Raw genomic sequence first — 2573 nt, forward strand, 5'->3', positions numbered from 1 at the left:
CAAATCTTTCCTTTGATCGAGCTAAAGCCATTTTCCAGATTTTAAGAAAACGCGGCGTAAATTATAGCCGAATGAAATACAAAGGTTTTGGTCGCAAAAAACCTCTCGGTGGTATTGATAAACTAGACCGTCGTGTAGAATTGTACATCACCAAAATTGATAATCAATAAAATGCAACTTCTTAGACAGCTATATTTTTTATTGTAAATTTGCGATGAATAAATATGGGAGTTACTAAATCAGAAAAATTTACCGATGCTCAAAATCAAGTAGCACGCATGGCAAAAGCCTTAGCGCATCCTGCTAGAATAGCTATTATTGAGTATTTATTTTCTATAGATTCCTGTGTGTGCGGCGATATTGTAAATGAGATAGGTCTCGCACAACCCACCATTTCCCAACATTTAAAAGAATTAAAAACAGTAGGACTTATTAAAGGCAGTGTCGAGGGCACAAGTGTTTGTTATTGTATCGATCATCAAAATTGGTTATTAATGAAGAACTTGCTTTCCCCTATATTAAACCTCGATGCTGCTACTTTAAATAAGTGCTGTTAAAAAAATTTACAAATATTAATCGTAATATTGCAATTAAACAAAAAGGATATGAAACTCTCTCAATTTTCTCAAATTCTAGCTGGACAAGAAAAGATCAGTTTTACACTACCATCAGGTGATCTCGTTCCAAGTCATTTTCACGTTACTGAAGTAGGTAAGGTCATCAAACATTTTATCGATTGTGGCGGTAAAGAGCGACTTGAAACAGTGATTAATTTTCAATTATGGGAAGCAAATGATTATGATCATAGATTACACCCAGAAAAACTAGTCCAGATTATCGAGCTGTCTAAAAATAAATTGAGCCTTCCAGATGCAGAAATTGAAGTAGAATATCAAGCCGGTACCATAGGTAAATATGGTATCGATTTTAACGGTACTTCTTTTACACTTATTAATAAAATGACTGATTGCCTAGCAAAAGATGCCTGTGGCATACCTCAAGAAAAACCTAAAATGAAATTATCAGAAATCCAAGCGCAAAATTCTTGTGCTCCAGGCTCTGGTTGTTGTTAAATCTATAGCTATGTTTTTACCGATCAAAAATTTCCTAGATGGATTAGATGTTGATTCTATTCCGCTTTCGCGAAAGCGAGAACTAGACCAGCTTACTAATTATGTAAATGAAAGTCTCAACAAGCATCAAAAGGCGCAGTTAACTTTTATTTGTACGCACAACTCGAGACGCAGTCATTTATGTCAAATATGGGCACAAATAGCGGCTCGCTTCTATGATGTGCCGGATGTTCATTGCTTTTCTGGAGGTACAGAAACAACTGCCGTATATCCTAAAGTTTTAGATACATTAAAAATACAAGGCCTTGATTTTACTCAAAAAAAGAAGAAGGATAATCCTAAATATTATTTAGAATATAGTGAGGTGATGCCACCTATTACCGCGTTTTCAAAACTATTTGATCATAAAGAAAATCCTACCGAAAACTTTGTGGCTGTTATGACTTGTGATCATGCATCAGAAAATTGTCCATTTATTCCCGGAGCAGAAAAAAGAGTAGGTATTACGTATTTAGACCCAAAAGTTAGCGATAGTACACCAGAGCAAGAAGCCGTTTATGAAGAACGCAGCACACAAATTGCTACTGAAATGAAGTATGTTTTTTCTAATGTTACAACACGCTAAATCATGAAGAAAAAACTCTCTTTCCTCAATCAATACCTAACCTTATGGATCTTTCTTGCCATGGCGATAGGTGTAGGATTAGGCTATGCGATTCCTGATATGGCAAATTATATCAATTCTATGAGCTCTGGAACAACAAATATTCCCATTGCTATAGGATTGATTCTGATGATGTATCCACCACTCGCAAAAGCCGATTATAAACTCTTACCTAAGGTTTTTAAGAACACTAAAATATTAAGCATCTCACTGTTGTTGAACTGGATTATCGGTCCTGTTTTAATGTTTGCGCTTGCGCTGATTTTCCTTCAAAACCATCCAGAATATATGGTTGGTCTTATTTTAATAGGTTTAGCACGTTGTATTGCTATGGTATTAGTGTGGAATGACCTAGCCGATGGTTCTCCAGAATATGGGGCAGGATTAGTAGCTTTAAACAGTGTTTTCCAAGTTTTCGGTTATTCCTTTTATGCGTGGTTGTTTATTACGGTGTTGCCACCTTATTTTGGTTTTGACGGTGCAATTGTAGATATCTCGATTTCCACCATTGCAGAAAGTGTTGCGATTTATCTAGGAATTCCTTTTCTCATGGGAATATTGAGTCGCTATTTCTTAGTAAAAGCAAAGGGTAAAGACTGGTATGAAAACGTTTTTATTCCAGCTATTTCACCCATTACGTTAGTGGCGTTATTGCTTACTATTGTTTTGATGTTTTCGCTTAAAGGAGAATTAATTGTTGAGATTCCGTTTGATGTGTTGTTGATCGCTGTTCCATTAATGATTTATTTTATTGTAATGTTCTTAATAGGGTTCTTTATAAGTAAATACCGTGGTGCGACGTACAGCGAGAATGTAGCCATTTCTTTTACCGCAGC

The 2573-nt window shown here is 35.7% G+C and carries 4 protein-coding genes; all 4 read left to right on the forward strand.

Going from position 1 to position 2573, the window contains the following annotated elements; all coding sequences use genetic code 11:
• Positions 1 to 224 precede the first annotated feature (224 nt).
• Positions 225 to 557 carry a helix-turn-helix transcriptional regulator gene (locus A9Q93_RS03015; protein ID WP_015362017.1) on the forward strand — a complete coding sequence of 111 codons (333 nt, stop codon included), beginning with the start codon at positions 225 to 227 and terminating at the stop codon, positions 555 to 557.
• A 48-nt stretch (positions 558 to 605) separates the two neighbouring features.
• Positions 606 to 1073 (forward strand): DUF6428 family protein, encoded by a 468-nt coding sequence (locus A9Q93_RS03020; RefSeq protein WP_303685902.1) that lies wholly within the window; start codon positions 606 to 608, stop codon positions 1071 to 1073.
• 10 nt (positions 1074 to 1083) lie between these two features.
• Complete coding sequence (locus tag A9Q93_RS03025) at positions 1084 to 1698, forward strand: protein-tyrosine-phosphatase (RefSeq protein WP_303685903.1); 615 nt, start codon at positions 1084 to 1086, stop codon at positions 1696 to 1698.
• Positions 1699 to 1701: 3 nt separating this feature from the next.
• Positions 1702 to 2573, forward strand: an 872-nt coding sequence (arsB, locus tag A9Q93_RS03030; protein WP_303685904.1) for an ACR3 family arsenite efflux transporter, incomplete at its 3' end; no start/stop codon positions are given.

It is taken from the genome of Nonlabens dokdonensis (genome assembly GCF_002162835.1).
Lineage (GTDB): Bacteria > Bacteroidota > Bacteroidia > Flavobacteriales > Flavobacteriaceae > Nonlabens > Nonlabens dokdonensis_B.